12 protein-coding genes are annotated in these 15785 nt (G+C 72.2%); 11 read left to right on the top strand and 1 reads right to left on the bottom strand.

The features are described from left to right. Positions 1 to 46: 46 nt before the first annotated feature. From ftsY to ACFYPD_RS15275, 5 genes are all read left to right on the top strand, one after another. Positions 47 to 1240 (top strand): signal recognition particle-docking protein FtsY, encoded by a 1194-nt coding sequence (ftsY, locus tag ACFYPD_RS15295; protein ID WP_387113197.1) that lies wholly within the window; start codon positions 47 to 49, stop codon positions 1238 to 1240. 7 nt (positions 1241 to 1247) lie between these two features. After that, positions 1248 to 2111 carry a phosphotransferase gene (locus tag ACFYPD_RS15290; protein ID WP_387113195.1) on the top strand — a complete coding sequence of 288 codons (864 nt, stop codon included), beginning with the start codon at positions 1248 to 1250 and terminating at the stop codon, positions 2109 to 2111. 288 nt (positions 2112 to 2399) lie between these two features. Further along, entirely contained in the window at positions 2400 to 3701 is a 1302-nt protein-coding gene (locus tag ACFYPD_RS15285) for an ammonium transporter (RefSeq protein ID WP_387113411.1), read from the top strand. A gap of 25 nt (positions 3702 to 3726) precedes the next feature. Then, positions 3727 to 4065, top strand: a complete 339-nt coding sequence (locus ACFYPD_RS15280) for a P-II family nitrogen regulator (RefSeq protein WP_387113409.1) — start codon at positions 3727 to 3729, stop codon at positions 4063 to 4065. Between the two features lie 17 nt (positions 4066 to 4082). After that, positions 4083 to 6395 carry a [protein-PII] uridylyltransferase gene (locus ACFYPD_RS15275; protein ID WP_387113193.1) on the top strand — a complete coding sequence of 771 codons (2313 nt, stop codon included), beginning with the start codon at positions 4083 to 4085 and terminating at the stop codon, positions 6393 to 6395. 26 nt (positions 6396 to 6421) lie between these two features. On the opposite strand, the gene ACFYPD_RS15270 is transcribed toward ACFYPD_RS15275, so the two are convergent. Further along, positions 6422 to 7414 (bottom strand): LCP family protein, encoded by a 993-nt coding sequence (locus ACFYPD_RS15270; RefSeq protein WP_387113191.1) that lies wholly within the window; start codon positions 7412 to 7414, stop codon positions 6422 to 6424. A gap of 682 nt (positions 7415 to 8096) precedes the next feature. On the opposite strand from ACFYPD_RS15270, the gene ACFYPD_RS15265 reads away from it, so the two are divergent. The 6 genes from ACFYPD_RS15265 (at position 8097) to ACFYPD_RS15240 (ending at position 15256) form a co-directional block, all read left to right on the top strand. Beyond that, positions 8097 to 9563, top strand: coding sequence for a sugar transferase (locus ACFYPD_RS15265; protein ID WP_387113407.1), 1467 nt, complete (start codon positions 8097 to 8099; stop codon positions 9561 to 9563). A gap of 770 nt (positions 9564 to 10333) precedes the next feature. Continuing rightward, entirely contained in the window at positions 10334 to 11644 is a 1311-nt protein-coding gene (locus ACFYPD_RS15260) for a sugar transferase (protein WP_387113189.1), read from the top strand. A gap of 91 nt (positions 11645 to 11735) precedes the next feature. Next, positions 11736 to 12638, top strand: a complete 903-nt coding sequence (locus ACFYPD_RS15255; protein ID WP_387113187.1) for an ABC transporter ATP-binding protein — start codon at positions 11736 to 11738, stop codon at positions 12636 to 12638. Next, on the top strand, positions 12628 to 13449 hold the full coding sequence (locus tag ACFYPD_RS15250) for an ABC transporter permease (RefSeq protein WP_387113185.1): 822 nt from the start codon (positions 12628 to 12630) through the stop codon (positions 13447 to 13449). Before ACFYPD_RS15255 ends, ACFYPD_RS15250 begins: the two co-directional genes overlap by 11 nt. 26 nt (positions 13450 to 13475) lie before the next feature. Then, positions 13476 to 14603, top strand: coding sequence for a sensor histidine kinase (locus tag ACFYPD_RS15245; RefSeq protein WP_387113183.1), 1128 nt, complete (start codon positions 13476 to 13478; stop codon positions 14601 to 14603). Continuing rightward, on the top strand, positions 14600 to 15256 hold the full coding sequence (locus ACFYPD_RS15240) for a response regulator (RefSeq protein WP_387113181.1): 657 nt from the start codon (positions 14600 to 14602) through the stop codon (positions 15254 to 15256). The genes ACFYPD_RS15245 and ACFYPD_RS15240 overlap by 4 nt, the downstream gene beginning before the upstream one ends. The last annotated feature ends 529 nt before the right edge of the window (positions 15257 to 15785 follow it).

The raw sequence follows: 15785 nt of genomic DNA, 5'->3' as shown, positions 1-15785 counted from the left end.
GGCGGTGAGTGGGACGCCGTCGCCGGCATCTGACAGGATTTCGGGCATGACGGAATACCTCCTCGTCGCACTCGCCCTGCTCGGCGTGCTGATCCTCGGCGGCCTCAGCCTCGTGGTGCCCCGGCTGCGCCGGCGCCCCGAGCCGCCGCTGCCGGAGACGGAGGTCGACACCCGGGCCGAGGAGGACCTGGCCGGGCCGCCGGTCGAAGCGGCGGAGTCGGACCTGCGCACCGGCGTGCTGGTCGAGCCGCCGCCGGTGGTCGAAGCGCCGCCGCTGCCCACCATCGAGGTCCCCGAGCCCACCGCCGGCCGGCTGGTCCGGCTGCGCTCCCGGCTGTCCCGCTCGCAGAACGTCTTCGGCAAGGGCCTGCTCGGCCTGCTCAGCCGGGACCGCCTCGACGAGGACACCTGGGAGGAGATCGAGGACAGCCTGATCGCCGCCGACGTCGGCGTCGACTCCACCCGCGAGATCGTCGACCGGCTGCGCGAGCAGACCCGGGTGCTCGGCACCCGGTCGGTCGCCGAGCTGCGCACCCTGCTCGCCGCCGAGCTGGTCAACGCCCTCGACCCGACGCTCGACCGGTCGCTGAAGACCGCCCCCAAGGAAGGCGTGCCGGCGGTGCTGCTGGTCGTCGGGGTCAACGGCGCCGGCAAGACCACCACCTGCGGCAAGATCGCCCGGGTGCTCATCGCGGACGGCCGGACCGTGCTGCTCGGCGCGGCCGACACCTTCCGGGCGGCCGCCGCCGACCAGCTGGAGACCTGGGGCGGCCGGGTGGGCGCGGAGACCGTCCGCGGCCCCGAGGCCGCCGACCCGGCCAGCGTCGCCTTCGACGCGGTCAAGCGGGGCATCGACACGAGGGTCGACACGGTGCTGGTGGACACCGCCGGCCGGCTGCAGAACAAGGTCGGCCTGATGGACGAGCTGGGCAAGGTCAAGCGGGTGGTGGAGAAGCACGGCCCGATCGACGAGACCCTGCTGGTGCTCGACGCCACCACCGGCCAGAACGGCCTGGAGCAGGCCCGGGTCTTCACCGAGGTGGTCAACGTGACCGGCGTGGTGCTGACTAAGCTCGACGGGACCGCCAAGGGGGGCATCGTGATCGCCGTGCAGCGCAAGCTGGGCATCCCGGTCAAGCTGGTCGGCCTCGGCGAGGGCCCGGACGACCTGGCCCCGTTCGACCCGGCGCAGTTCGTCGACGCGCTGCTCGGCACTGAGCCGCTCGCCCGGGACGCGTAGCCTCGACGTGACGACTGACGATCGCGCCTACGCGGGGTGGCGCGACCCCAGCAACCCGTCGCCACGCCTCGGGAGACCGTACGTGACTTCGCAGGAGATTCCGCTCCACGGCGGGAACGTGAGCACCGTGGTCCGGGTGGGCGACACCGTCCGGCGCAACGCCGGCCCGTGGACCCCCTCGGTCCACGCGCTGCTGCGGCATCTGGAGTACGTCGGCTTCACCGGCGCGCCCCGCGCCCTCGGCATGGACGAGCGCAACCGGGAGGTCCTGTCGTACCTGGAGGGGGAGTGCGGGGAGTACCCGCTGGCCCCGCACTGGGTCACCGACGAGGCCCTGGTCACCGTGGCGACCATGCTGCGGATGTTCCACGACGCCCAGTACGGCTTCACCCCGCCGCCGGCGGCGGTCTGGCGCTCCTTCGGCCCGCCCCCGCCGGACACCGAGGTGATCTGCCACCACGACGCCGCCCCGCACAACGTGATCTGGCGGCCGGACGGCACCCTCGGGCTGATCGACTTCGACCTGGCCTCGCCCGGCGCCCGGATCTACGACGTGGCGTACGCGGCCTGGACCTGGGTGCCGATCTTCTCCGACCGGGACTCGATCACCCTCGGCTGGAAGCACCCGGACCGGCCGCGCCGGCTGCGCCTCTTCGCCGACGCGTACGGGCTTATCCCCCGGGACCGGCACCGGCTGATCCGGACCATCCGCAAGCGGATCGTCGACCACGTCGAGGGCATCCGGCGGATGGCCGCCGCCGGCGAGCCGGCGTTCGTCCGGATCGTGCACAAGGGCCACCTGCGCCGGCCCATGCGCGACCTGCGGCTGCTCGACTACGAGCGGCACGCCCTGGAGTACGCGCTGCGCTGACCGCGTGTCGAGGAAGAGTGGCCGGTTCCGCGTCGGACCGGCCGATCTTTCCGTTTTCCCCAGGCATGATCGTCGTTCTTCACACGCCGGAAACAACCCGTCACGCGTCGGAAATCGAGCGGTGTCGGTGAAGGAAACAGCCGCCGACCAAGCTTCCGCGCAACCGGCTGACGGGCGATGCTGCCAGGTCTAGTCGGAGGGAGGAATACGACACCGAGAGGAGGCAGCGTGGAGATCGATACCGGGAACACTGCCTGGCTGCTTGTTTCGACTGCGCTCGTGCTGCTCATGACGCCCGGTCTGGCCCTGTTCTACGGCGGGCTGAACCGTTCCAAGGGCATGCTGAACATGATGATGATGAGCTTCTCGTCCATCGGGCTCGTCAGCATCCTGTGGCTTTTCTACGGCTTCACCGTCGCCTTCGGGGAGGGCGGCAAGTTCATCGGTGACCTGGGCCAGTACCTGGGCACCAAGACCTTCGTCGGTGAGAGCGACCTGTGGGGCGAGACCGGTATCCCGCTCTACGTCTTCATCGCCTTCCAGATGATGTTCGCCGTCATCACCGTCGCGCTGATCAGCGGGGCGCTGTCCGACCGGACGAAGTTCGCCGGCTGGCTGGTGTTCGCGGCCGGCTGGGCCACCCTGGTCTACTTCCCGGTCGCTCACATGGTCTGGGGCGGCGGCCTGATCGGCGGCGACATCGGCGCCCTCGACTTCGCCGGTGGCACGGCGGTGCACATCAACGCCGGCGCCGCGGCGCTCGCCCTCGTGCTGGTCCTCGGGAAGCGGGTCGGCTGGCCCCGGGAGAGCGCCAAGCCGCACAACATCCCGCTGGTCGCGCTCGGCGCCGGTCTGCTCTGGTTCGGCTGGTTCGGCTTCAACGCCGGTTCCGAGCTGACCGCCGACGGGGTCACCGCGCTGGCCTTCATGAACACCCAGGTCGCCACCGCCGCCGCGCTGCTCGGCTGGATCGTGGTGGAGTGGGTGCGCGACGGCAAGCCGACCCTGGTGGGCGCTTCCTCGGGTGCGGTGGCCGGTCTGGTCGCCATCACCCCGGCGTGCGCCTTCATCACCCCGGCCGCGGCGGTGCTGCTGGGTCTGGTCGCCGGTGCGGTCTGCGCCCTAGCCGTGGGCCTGAAGTACCGGCTCGGCTACGACGACTCCCTCGACGTGGTCGGCGTGCACTTCGTCGGCGGGTGGATCGGCTGCCTGTGGATCGGCCTGTTCGGCACCGCCTCGGTCAGCTCGCTGGTCGCCAGCGACGGCCTGCTGGTCGGCGGTGACGCCACCCTGCTGGGCAAGCAGGCGCTGGGCGCGCTGATCGTCACGGTCTACTCCTTCGTCATCGCGTACGCCCTCGGCTTCGTGATCGACAAGACGATCGGGTTCCGGATCTCCGCCGAGGCGGAGGTCGACGGCATCGACGTCGCCGAGCACGCGGAGAGCGCGTACGACCTGTCGCCCACCACGGGCGGCAGCGGCGGGGGCGCGTTCGCGATGGCCGGGATCGGCGCCGCCAGGCCGACCCCGGAACCCACCGACCCGGCGGAGGAGCCCGCCGAGCCGGTCAGCGAGAAGGTCGCCGGTTAACGTTCCTGGGATGGAGGGGTTGGACATGAAGCTGGTGACCGCGGTCATCAAGCCGTACCAGCTGGACGCGGTGAAGGAGGCCCTGCACGCCCTCGGCGTGGCCGGCCTGACCGTCAGCGAGGTCCAGGGCTACGGCCGGCAGAAGGGGCACACCGAGGTCTACCGGGGTGCCGAGTACACGGTCGAGTTCCTGCCCAAGATCCGGGTCGAGGTGCTCACCGACGAGATGGACGTCGAAAAGATCGTCGACGCCATCGTGGGCGCCGCCCGGACCGGCAAGATCGGCGACGGCAAGGTCTGGGTGACCGGCGTCGAGGAGGTCGTCCGGGTGCGCACCGGCGAGCGCGGGCTCGACGCCCTCTGACGCCGGATCCGACCGACGTGACCTCGTTGACCACGACGACCGGCCCCACCGGGGACGGCCCACCCGTGGTCAACGAGGTCGCCGGCGTACCCGGGGGGATCGGCGCCGAGGCGCGCGCGGCCCGGGCCGACGCCCTGGACGCCTGGCTGCGCGGCATCTTCCCCCGCCGGGAGGGCATCGCGCTGGTCGCGGTCGGCGGGCTGGGCCGCCGCCAGTGCGCGCCCCACGGCGACCTCGACCTGGTGCTGCTGCACGCCGGGGTGCCCGGCACCGACGAGCTCGCCGCCTCGCTCTGGTATCCGATCTGGGACGCCGGCCTGCGGCTGGACCACTCGGTGCGCACCGTCGCCGAGGCGCTCTCGGTGGCCCAGGACGACGTCAAGGTCGCCCTCGGCCTGCTCGACGCCCGCCACGTGGCCGGCGACCCGGTGCTGGCCGACCAGCTCGTCCGCACCGCCGCCGACCACTGGCGGCGCACCGCCGTCCGGCAGCTCCCGCGGCTGCGGGAGATCACCACCGCCCGCTGGGAGACCCACGGCGAGCTGGCCTTCCTGCTCGAAGGCGACCTCAAGGAGGCCGCCGGCGGGCTGCGCGACGTCGGCATCCTCCGGGCCATCGCCACCGCCGGCGTCACCGACGCCCTCCGCCCCGCCGTGCACGCCGCCCACCGGCGGCTGCTCGACACCCGCGACGCCCTGCACCAGCAGGTCGGCCGCCGGATCGACCGGCTGGTCGCCCAGGAACGCGACGGCGTCGCCGCCCTGCTGGGCTTGCGACAACCTCAGCTCGACGCGTCTGACGCCGCGCCCCGACCGGAAGCCGTCGACGGCGACGCCCTGCTGCGCCGGGTGGCCGGGGACGCCCGGACCGTCAGCCACGCCCTCGACGACGCCTGGCGGGCCGCCGACCGGCTCCGCGCCGGCCGGCACCGCAGCGCCGCCGGCCGGCCGCTGCGCCGCCCCGTCGCCCGGGACGTGGTCGAGCAGGACGGCGAGCTGGTCCTCGCCCGCACGGCGATCGGCGCCCGCCCCGACCCGAGCCTGTCGCTGCGGGTCGCCGCCGCGGCGGCCACCACGCGGCTGCCCATCGCCCGGGCCACCTGCGAGTGGCTGGCCGCGTACTGCCCGCCGCTGCCCGCGCCCTGGCCGCCGGCCGCCCGGGCCGCGCTGATCACTCTGCTCGGGGCGGGCCCCGGCCTGGTGCCCGCCTGGGAGACCTGCGACCGGTACGGCCTCGTCGACGGCTGGCTGCCCGAGTGGACCCGGCTGCGCAGCCTGCCCCAGCACAACCCGGTGCACCGGTTCACCCTCGACCGGCACCTGGTGCAGGCCGCGTACGAGGCGAGCCGGCACGCCCGCGACGTGGACCGGCCCGACCTGCTGCTGCTCGGCGCGTTCCTGCACGACATCGGCAAGGGCCTCCCCGGTGACCACAGCACGGTGGGCGCGCCCCTCGCCGAGGCGGTGGCCGCCCGGATCGGGCTGCCCACGGCCGAGGCGGCGCTGATCGCCAAGCTGGTCCGGCTGCACCTGCTGCTGCCCGACGTGGCCACCCGGCGGGACCTCTCCGACCCGAAGACCGTCGCCGGGGTCGCCGAGCGGGTCGGCGACACCACCACCCTGGACCTGCTGCACGGCCTGGTCCGGGCCGACGCCGCGGCCACCGGGCCGGCCGCCTGGTCGGACTGGAAGGGGCGGCTGGTCGCCGAACTGGTTGCCCGGGTGCGGGCCGCCCTGGACACCGGCGTGGTGCCCGCCCCGCCGGCCCCCGACCCGGCGCTGGTCGCCGGGCCGCTGCCGGTCGTCCACCTCGGGGAGGACCGGGTGTCGGTGGCCGCGGCCGACCGCCGGGGGCTGCTCGCCACGGTGGCCGGCTGCCTGGCCCTGCACCGGCTGGAGGTGATCTCCGCGGACGCCGCCACGGTCGACGGCCGGGCCCTGGTGCAGTGCCGGGTGCAGCCGCGCTACGGCCTGGCCCCCGACCCGATCGCGCTCAGCGCCGACCTGCGCCGCGCGCTCACCGGCGACGTCTCGGTCATCCAGCGGCTGCGCGGCCGGGCCCTGGCCGCGCGGGGCCAGGGCGCCGCGCCCCGGGTGGTCTGGCACCGCGAGGCGGCCACCGACGCGGTGCTGCTGGAGCTGCGCGCCGCCGACGCGGCCGGGCTGCTCTACCGGGTCACCTGCGCCCTGGACGAGGCCGGCGCCCAGGTGCGGGCCGCCCGGATCTCCACCCTCGGCGGCGACGTGGTGGACGCGTTCTACCTGGTCGGCGGCTGGCCCGACGACGCCGAGCGGACCCGCATCGAGGCCGCCGTCCTCGCCGCCGTGTAGGCCGGGTTTGCGACCCGGTCCGCCGGTCAGCTACCGGGAGCCTTCTGCGGATGGGCGGCGAGCCACTCCTGGATGGTGTCGTCCCGGATGGCGGCGAACATCTCCCTCGCCTTGGCGTCGTCCAGCTTCACAGAGGAACCCGCGTGGGTCTTCAGGCTGGCGCTGGTGTACGGCACGGTGGCGAACCTGATGTTCGAGGGCTTGATGTCCCGGGCGACGAGAGCGAACTCCCGCAGGTTGAGGGCCTTGTCGATGGTCAGGGCCTCGGCAGCGGTGGATAGCAGGTCGTCCAGCTGGAACGGGTTCTGCAGCATGCCCTCCGCGGCGACCTTCTCCGCGATGGCCTTGACCACCAGTTGCTGGTCGTGGATGCGCCCGAAGTCCCCGCCCGGCACGGACTTGCGCTGCCGCATGAACTCCTCGGCCTCCACCCCGTCAAGGTCGTGGCAGCCCTTCTCCCAGGCCGTCTTCGAGAACGTCGACCTGACCGTGTAGGGGACGCAGACTCGAACGCCGTCGACCGCGTCGACCATCTTGTTGATGCTGGCGAAGTTGGCGATCAGAGCGCCGTCGAACTTCACCCCGGTCAGCTGGGTGATGGTCTTCGCGGCATGAGGGGCGCCGCCGAAGGCGAAAGCGGCGTTGAGCTTGTTCATGCCGCCCTTCCATCCCCCGGCCGGCGGGACGTAGACGTAGCTGTCCCGCGGGATCGAGACGATCGTGGCGTGGTCGAGGTTCTTGCTGAGGTGCACCAGCATGATCGTGTCCGACCGCTGGCCGGAGAAGCGGCCCTCGTCGGGTTCGCCTTCGCGGCTGTCGGAGCCGAGCAGCAGCAGATCGAGTGGCCCGGCCTTCCAGCGCTGCTCGTCCTTCGGCGCGGCGACCGGGCCGAGCAGGTCCTCGTGGTGGGTCTTGCCCTCATAGCGGCTGACCACGGCCAGGGCGCCGGCACCGCCGCAGATGCCGCCAACGAGCACGAGCGTGAGCAGGACAACGAGGGCCTTCTGCCAGCGCTTCAAGGATCCCTTGCGTGCGGTCGGCTGGGGCTCAGAAATGCCCGGGACAATCGGGGTCGAGACGTCTGACATTGAGCCCCTCAGTACTCGTCTGTGGCACCTGTTCTTTCCGATTCAAGCCCGCGGTCATGGTCACATCAAGCCTGTGCACTGAGCTTGGAACGAGTTGGCCAAATGCCTGGCCGAGAGAAGTGCCAGGGCCAACCGTACGAGTGGTGAGCGCGACCGATTGGCTATGAATCTGTTCGGATGCCTGACCGTAAACCCAGCTCCATCAGGCGTGCAGGGTGCCCCTCAGTTCGGACCTGCTTCGTCTGCGGCGCCGCGACGAACCGGGGGTCCTTATCCTCGACAGTTCCGGCAAGGGTCTGTCGGAAAAATGACAGGCCTTCTTGTCTGGCCAATTGACGGGTCGGCACGCCGGACTGGCTTGAATCTGTCTCCCGAGCGGACGATGCGTCCACGTAGGGCGGACGGTTGCTCCCCCGAACAGGCAGCCCTGCCAGCACCTTTGCGGCTGGCGCCGCAGTGCGTTACCTAAGTTATGCTCAGCGTCGCCGCCGTGAAGGACGCTCATACCTAGCTTTCGGCGGCGCTTGGCATAACGGCGCAATAGCGCCTGATCAAGACCTGAAATGCCACTTCGTGGGGGACCTACGTGAAGTCCGGGCAGCAGGAAAGGCCAATGACCGCAGTGCGTACCGAGCAGCATTGGGGCGGATCGGTGGATGCAGACACCGTCGATTTGCAATCGTCGGCTGGACGACTACGTGAGGCTCGCCGGGAGTTGGTATTGGCTCCGTCTTCGGAGCAACCCGTGATCCGCCACGTCCGGGCCTGGATGCTCGTGCTCCCCGTGGACGTCATTGTGCTGCTGGCGCCCGCGCCCTTCAATCCCGATCACTGGCGCGGGCTGAGTGTCTTGACGCTGCTGACCATTGCCCTGCTCGCCTCGGGTGGTCTCTACCGGTCCCGCCTGCACCTGTCGATCCTTGACGAGGCGCCGGTGATCGTCAGTCGTTTCCTCGTCGCGGTGGCAATCGTCTCCGTCATCATGGCGACTCGGCACGACACGTTCGCCAACCTCGGCGGCCTGCTTCGGGACGCCGCGTACATGGTCATCCTGCTGTTCGTGGGCCGAGGTATCACGACCTGGATGATCAGGTTTGGGCGCCGACGGGGGATCGTCGGTCACCTGACCATCCTGGTCGGCGGTGGTCCAGTGGCTGCGGACCTGGCCGCGGTGCTGGCCCGCTACCCGCAGTACGGGCTGCGAGTCGTCGGGTTCGTCGACAACCCGCACCGCACCGGCCAAGCAGTTCGCGACCTGCCGCACCTCGGCAACCTCGACCGCCTCACGGCAGCGATGGCGCGAGCCCAGGCCGACGTGTTGATCATTGCCGACCCGGACACCACGGACAGCCCGTCTATTGATCTCCTGCGTGAGGCGATGGCCACGACGTACGACGTCCTCGTCGTGCCACGGATGCACCAGTTCCAGACTGACACGCCGAGGCCGGATCACATCGGGGCGATTCCCGTGATGCGGATCCGCCCACCCCAGTTGAGCGGGTGGCGGTGGGTCCTCAAACGATCGGCGGATGTCGTCGTCAGCGCGGTGGCGCTCGTCGCGCTCAGCCCGCTCCTCGCCGCCTGTGCCCTGGCCGTACGCATTGAGGGCGGACCGGGGGTTCTGTTCCGGCAGCAGCGGGTCGGCCGGCACGGCGAGCTGTTCGAGTTGCTGAAGTTCCGTTCCCTACGTCCGGCGAGCGACGCAGAGTCGCAGACGACCTGGTCGGTGGCGAACGACAGCCGCGTCGGGCCGGTGGGCCGCTTCCTGCGGCGTACGTCGCTGGACGAGCTGCCTCAGCTCTGGAACATCCTGCGCGGCGACATGACGTTGGTCGGCCCGCGCCCGGAGCGCCCGCACTTCGTGGAACGCTTCTCCGTGGAACACCGGCACTACTCGTGGCGGCACCGGGTCCCGGCCGGACTCACCGGGTTGGCCCAGGTCAGCGGCCTGCGCGGCGACACCCCGATCTCCGATCGGGCGCGCTTCGACAACTACTACATCGAGAACTGGTCGCTGTGGTTCGACCTCAAGATCCTGCTGCGGACGGTCCGGGAGGTGCTGGTCGGCGGAGGTCGCTGACCGGCCGACTACGTCGCGGGACTTAGCCGCGGGGGTCGCTCGACAAACGGGCGTCGGGCCGGGTGGCGGCAGGCGGCCCGTATCCCACCCTCGGCGCCGACTGCAGCGGGGCTCGGAATTGCCTCGATGGCCCCTTCGATCGGCCCGGCTGGCCCGTGCGCGCCGGCGCTCGTCGCGAAAGTGGAGTCGGCTATCTCGCTGGCGTGGCGCTGGCGGCTGGCCTCCGTCAACCGTTCGGCCATACGGGACGCCCTCGACCGCAGCTCTTCGCCCAATTTGCGCTCTTAATGATGAAGATGGCGATCGGCCGGTGAAGCCGCCGTCGACTCTTGAGGAGCACCCGCGACTGCTGCCTGTAGTGGATTGATCGCTAGGGGTGGCTGTCGTTGGTCAGGGTCTGTCCGGTAGTTGTCTCGGGTCAAACAGCGGGTGGGATCGTCCCCATGAACTGTTCAGTTGGGAGGTAGGCTCGCGCCGCTACCAGGGCAAACGATCATCTCCCGAGCCTCGCGGCGGTCTGTGCGGACGTACCCCCGCGAGCTGAGGTTCCGCTGCCGACTGGCACCACACCACGACCGACCATCCTCGGAGACCGAAAAGTGACCTCAAAGTCGCATCTTCCGTCGGCGTTCGTGCCCTCCGTACCGGAGCAGCCGACTGGCGGAAGGGAGGGACCGGGACTCTGGGTGCCGTCCGGGACCTTACCGGTGGCTCAGCCGCCGGCCCCCGCGGCGCGAACCGCGCGCTGGGCAGGCCACATCCGGGCGTGGATGCTCGTGCTGCCTATGGACGTCCTCGCCCTGCTGACGCCCGTGCCCTTCAACCCGAACCATGTGCGTGGCCTGACCGTCCTGGCTGTGGTGGCGATCGCGTGTCTGGCGACCGGTCGCTTCTACCGGTCCCGGCTGCACCTGTCCATTCTCGACGAGTTGCCCGTGCTGGTCGCCTGGTTCCTGGTCGCGGCGGGGAGCGTGGCGTTCATCGCCGCCATCCGGCACGAGAGCTTCGCGGGTTTCGGCAGCCTGTTGCGCGCGGCCTTCGTCATGCTCGGTCTGCTGATCGTGGGGCGTGCCGTCGCGACGTCGACGATCAAGTTCGGCCGCCGACGGCACATCGTCGGCCACCGGACGATCCTGGTGGGCAGTGGCGCGGTCGCGGCCGACCTGGCGCACGTCCTCGCCCGCTATCCGCAGTACGGGCTGCGGGTCGTCGGCTTCGTCGACAACGCGCGCGGGTCGGACCCCGCCGTCAACACCGTGCCCTACCTGGGCGACCTGGACCACCTGACCGAGGCGATGGCCCGTGGCGGCGCGGACGTGCTGATCGTCGCCGACCCGGACACCACCGAGTCGCGGTTCGCCGCGCTCCTGCGTCAGGCGATGGCGTCGGCCTACGACACCCTGGTCGTACCGCGGATGCACCAGTTCCAGACCCAGACCCCGCGGCCTGACCACATCGGCGCGATTCCCGTCATGCGCATCCGACCGCCGAGGCTGAGCGGGTGGCAGTGGGCCCTCAAGCGCGCGGTGGACATCGTCTTCAGTGCCCTGGCACTCATCCTGCTCAGCCCCGTCATGGCCGTCTGCGCGCTGGCCGTGCGGATCGAGGGTGGGCCGGGGGTGTTCTTCCGGCAGCAGCGGGTCGGCCGGAACGGCAAGCTGTTCACCGTCCTCAAGTTCCGCTCGATGCGCCCGGTCGACGAAACCGAGTCGCAGACCACCTGGTCGGTGGCGAACGACAGCCGGGTCGGGCCGGTCGGCCGTTTCCTGCGGCGCACCTCCCTCGACGAGCTGCCACAACTGTGGAACATCCTGCGCGGCGACATGACGTTGGTCGGCCCGCGCCCGGAACGCCCCCACTTCGTGGAGCTCTTCTCCGCCGAGCACGCCCTCTACGCCTGGCGGCACCGCGTCCCCGCCGGACTGACCGGATTGGCCCAGGTCAGCGGCCTACGGGGGGACACGCCGATCTCCGATCGGGCGCGGTTCGACAACTACTACATCGAGAACTGGTCGCTCTGGCTCGACGTCAAGATCATCTTGCGGACGATCCGCGAGGTCATCGTCGGCGGAGGCCGGTAGGCCGGGCCGCCCGGCGTACGTTCCGCGGCGTACCACCGGAGTCGCTTCGGGGACGACGTCCGCGGGCTCGCCGGGCGGCAGTCTTCCTGGCATGAACCTGCCAGTGCAGACCGAAGGGCTCACCAAACGGTACGGCAGCCTGACCGCCGTGCAGGACCTCCAGCTCACCGTCCGGACCGGCGAGGTGTACGGCTTTCTCGGCCCCAACGGCGCCGGCAAGACCACCACCCTGCGCATGCTGCTCGGGCTGGTCCGGCCCACCGCCGGCACGGTCCGGCTGCTCGGCCGCCCGCCCGCCGCCGGCCGGCTCACCGGGGTCGGGGCGCTGATCGAGGGTCCGGCCTTCTACCCGTACCTCTCCGGCCGGGACAACCTGCGGGTGCTGGCCCGCTACGCCGGGGTCGGCGCCGACCGGGTCGCGCTCGTGCTCGACCTGGTCGACCTCACCGACCGGGCCGGCGACCGCTACGCCGGCTACTCGTTGGGCATGAAGCAGCGGCTCGGCGTGGCCGCCGCGCTGCTGAAGGACCCCCGCCTGCTGATCCTGGACGAGCCCACCAACGGCCTCGACCCGGCCGGCATGGCGGACATGCGCACCCTCATCCGCCGGCTCGGCGCGGCCGGCTGCACGGTGCTGGTCTCCAGCCACCTGCTCGGCGAGGTCGAGCAGATCTGCGACCGGGTCGGGGTGATCGCCCGCGGCCGGCTGGTCGCCGAGGGCACCGTCGCCGAGCTGCGGGGCGCGGCCGGGCTGCGGCTGCTCGCCGACCCGCTGGACGAGGCGGCCGACCGGGCCCGGGAACTGGTCGGCGCCGAGCGGGTCCGGGTGGTAGACGGCGGGCTGGAGCTGGCCGTCGACCCGGACCGGGCCGCCTGGCTCAACACCGAGCTGGTCGGGGCCGGGCTCGCCGTACGCGAGCTGCGCCCCCGGGAACGGGACCTGGAACAGGTCTTCTTCGACCTCGTGGAGAAGGGAACGGCCGATGTCGCGTAGCTTCCTCGCCGAGACGGTCAAGCTCGTCCGGCGGCCGGCCAGCTGGCTGCTGCTGGCCATCACACTGGTGCTCGCACTGATCTTCACCTACGTCTTCCCGTACGCCGGCATCGCGGGCGGCACCGACGGGCCGAACACCGACCGGACGCTGCCCGCCCTGCTCCCGGACCAGCTGGTCGGCAACTCCCTCGGCGGGCTGCCGGTCTTCCTCGGCTCGATCCTGCTGATCCTCGGCGTGCTCACCGTCGGCGGCGAGTACGGCTGGGGCACCTGGAAGACCGTGCTCACCCAGGGCCCCACCCGGCTGGAGGTGTACGCCGGCAAGCTGCTCGCCCTCGCCGCCGCCGCGCTGGCCGTGGTGCTCGCCGTGTTCGCGGTCGGCGCGGTGGCCAGCGTGCTCATCGCGTCCGCCGAGGCGCAGCCGGTGACCTGGCCGTCCGCCGGCGACCTGCTCACCGGGCTCGGAGCGGGGTGGCTCATCGCGACGATGTGGGCCATGCTCGGTGCCGTGCTCGCCGTCGCGCTGCGCGCCGTGGCGCTGCCGGTCGGGTTGGGCCTGGTGTGGATGCTCGCGGTGCAGAACCTGCTCGCCGCGATCGCCGCGCCGCTGGTCGACTGGGTGGCGAAGGCGCAGGAGGGGCTGCCCGGGCCGAACGCCGGGTCGCTGGCCGCCGCGCTCGGCGCGCCGGGGGACACCCCCGGGGTGGCGGCCACCGTCGGCGGCGGGCAGGCGGCCGTGGTGGTGGCCGCGTACCTGGTCGGGTTCGCGGCCGTCGGCGCGGTGCTGCTGCGCCGACGGGACATCGGCTGAGGCGGGGCGGGGCGGGGGGAGGGGACGTGGACCGCGAGCGTGGCGACCGGGGCCGCCGGCTCCTGGACGGCCTCGTCGCCCTGGCCCTGCTGGTGATCGGGCTGGCCGGCACCGCGCCGGCCGGCCTCAACCAGGGCGTGGAGGCCGGGCCGGCCGCCTATCCGCTGGTCGTGGTGGCCGCGCTCGCGGTGGCCGTCCGGCGGCGCTGGCCGCTGGCCACGCTGGCCGTGGTCACCGCGGCGAGCACCGCGTACCTGGTGCTCGGCTACCCGTACGGCCCGATCCTGCTGTCGTTCTTCGTGGCGGTCTACACGGTGGCCGCGTACCGGCCGGCGCGGCTCGCGGCGTCGGCCGCCGGGGTGGCGCTGCTCGTGCTGCTCACGCACGTCTTCGTCGGGGTGCGCCCGCCCGGCCTCGTCGGGCTCATGCCGGCCGCCGCCTGGGTGGTGGTGCCCTTCGCCGTGGGGGTCACCGTGCGGTTGGGCCGGGAGAACGCGGCACGCAGCCGCACCGACGAGGCGCGCCGACTGGCCGACGCCGAGCGGCTGCGGGTGGCGCGGGAGGTGCACGACGTGGTCGGGCACGGGCTCGCCGCGATCCACATGCAGGCGGAGATCGCCCTGCACCTGCTGGCGAAGCGGCCGGAGCAGGGCGAGACCGCGTTGCGGGCGATCAGCCGGACCAGCAAGGAGGCCCTGGACGAGCTGCGGGTGACGCTCACCGTGGTCCGTCGGGACGAGGCGGACGCGCAGCGGGCCCCGGCCCCGGGGCTGGACCAGGTGCCGCAGCTGCGCGACCGGCTAACGGGCGCCGGGGTCCCGGTGACCGTCACGGTCGACGGGGAGCCCCGCCGGCTGCCGGTGGCGGTCGACCTGGCCGCGTACCGCGTCGTGCAGGAGTCGTTGACCAACGTGCTGCGTCACGCCGGGCAGGCCACCGCAGCGGTCCGGCTCCGGTACTCGCCCGCCGGGGTCGCGGTGGAGGTGACCGACACCGGCCGGGGCGCGGCGACCGGGCCCGGGGCGGGCGGCGGGTTCGGCCTGGCGGGGATGCGGGAGCGCGTCACCGCGCTCGGTGGCGCGTTCAGCGCCGGGCCGGTCGCCGGCGGCGGTTTCCGGGTGTACGCGACGTTGCCGGTGGAGGAGACTTCATGATCAAGGTGTTGCTCGCCGACGACCAGGACCTGATCCGGATCGGGCTGCGGGCCCTGGTGGAGAGCGAGGACGACCTGAGCGTGGTCGGCGAGGCCGCCGACGGCTTGCGCGCCGTCGAGCTGGCCCGCGCCGAGCGCCCAGACGTGGTGCTGATGGACGTCCGGATGCCGGGCGTGGACGGGATCGAGGCGACCCGGCGAATCGTCGCCGACCCGGCGCTGGCCGGCACCCGGGTGGTCGTGCTGACCACCTTCGAGCTGGACGAGTACGTCTTCGACGCGCTGCGGCACGGGGCCAGCGGCTTCCTGACCAAGGACACCCCGCCGGCGGAGCTGCTGCGGGCGATCCGCGTGGTGGCCGAGGGGGAGGCGCTGCTGTCGCCGTCGGTGACCCGCCGGGTAGTCCGGGAGTACGCCGCCCGGCCGGCCCGGGTGCCCCGCCCGCATCCCCGGCTGGACGCCCTTACCGACCGGGAGCGGGAGGTGGTGGGGCTGGTGGGCGAGGGGCTGAGCAACGCCGAGATCGCCGACCGGCTGGTGGTGAGCCCGGCCACGGCGCGTACCCACGTCAGCCGGGCGATGGTGAAGCTGGCCGCCCGGGACCGGGCTCAGCTGGTGGTCTTCGCGTACCAGTCGGGGTTGGTGTCGGAGTGACCGTCGGGTCATCGCGGAGTTGATGGAGGCCGCCGTCTGACCTCGCCGTCCGGCCACCTCCACGCGGTGGAGGAGCTGCGCGCGCAGTACCGCGGTGTCGTCGCCTCGGCGCCGGCCGCAGTCCAGCCTTCGCCCCCTGTTTCCGGGCAGCGATGACAACCCCTAGCGACCGCCAGCCGCATCAACCCAGCCCTCCTGGCCGCGCAGGCGGTGGCGGACGGCTCCGGGACGCGGTGGACCGGGTGCGTCACGAGGCGGCCGCGCGGATCGCCGAGCGCCGAGAGGCCTGGTTGACCTACCTCCACGGCCAGGCCGCCGCCGGACTCGCACGCCTGGACCGCGTGGTGGCTGCGCACGAGTCGGGGTGGAGAACCTGGCCGATATCGATCGGGTACGGCAGACCGTGGAGCAGTGCACGTCCGGGCAGCTGTTCCTCCAGCATCGCAGGCAAAGGGATGGAGGCGGCCAGGCAGGGCCGCGAGCGCACCGCTGCGGCCCTGGCCGGGCTGGAGTGGCACCCGTGCCCAAG

This window comes from Micromonospora sp. NPDC005299 (assembly GCF_042872345.1).
Taxonomy (GTDB): domain Bacteria; phylum Actinomycetota; class Actinomycetes; order Mycobacteriales; family Micromonosporaceae; genus Micromonospora.
Note: the sequence above shows the minus strand (reverse complement) of the source record. Positions and strands in the feature narration are given on the sequence as shown.